General features: G+C 59.3%; 2 protein-coding genes. Both read right to left on the bottom strand.

Features of this window, described 5'->3' with window-relative positions; all coding sequences use genetic code 11:
• Positions 1-350: type II toxin-antitoxin system death-on-curing family toxin (locus GE253_RS25695; protein ID WP_153206989.1), on the bottom strand; the 350-nt coding region annotated here is incomplete at its 3' end.
• Positions 347-571 (bottom strand): AbrB/MazE/SpoVT family DNA-binding domain-containing protein, encoded by a 225-nt coding sequence (locus GE253_RS25690; protein ID WP_153206988.1) that lies wholly within the window; start codon positions 569-571, stop codon positions 347-349. The genes GE253_RS25690 and GE253_RS25695, both read right to left, overlap by 4 nt.
• Positions 572-656 lie beyond the last annotated feature (85 nt).

Raw genomic sequence — 656 nt, 5'->3', positions numbered from 1 at the left:
TCTTCGGATCGTTCCCCGGCGGCAACGGATATAATCATGTCGGCAGCTTCTCGCTCGCTGACATCCAGGTGCAGGCCGTTCATCAGCAACGTCATACCAAGCGCCGCGAAACCCGCCCGCTTGTTTCCGTCCACGAAGGGATGGTTGCGCAGAATGCTGACGCAGATCGCGGCGGCCAAGTCGAAGACAGTGACCGGACCCTCGGCATAAGCGATGATTTGCCGGCCTCGTGCGACAGAGGCTTCCAGTGCACCACGGTCTCGCAAGCCAGGAGCGCCACCATGTTCGGAAAGCAGCTCAGTGTGGATGTCGATGATGGCTTCGACCGGTGGGAACAGCGGTTCGCTCATTTCGCCAGCGCCGCCATGGTGCGGCGATAGCGTGCTGCAAAGGCCCGACCAGCTTCCATGGCTTGGCCATAGGTTCCATCGGCACGCGCGATCTCGATCCGCCCTTCACGAACGGATACGCTGACCGCATCACCCCGTCCTAGTCCTGCCTCCGCCAACACATCGCGCGGAATGGTAACCCCGGTGGAATTTCCAACTTTGGTCAGGCGGGTGGTGTGCATGGCGACATCCTTGTTAGCTTCCTCTGATAATGTAATGACGCACGTTCATACGTCAATCGCGACGCAACGTTTCACTCCTCGAAAA

This window comes from Niveispirillum sp. SYP-B3756 (assembly GCF_009495745.1).
Taxonomy (GTDB): domain Bacteria; phylum Pseudomonadota; class Alphaproteobacteria; order Azospirillales; family Azospirillaceae; genus Niveispirillum.
Note: the sequence above shows the minus strand (reverse complement) of the source record. Positions and strands in the feature narration are given on the sequence as shown.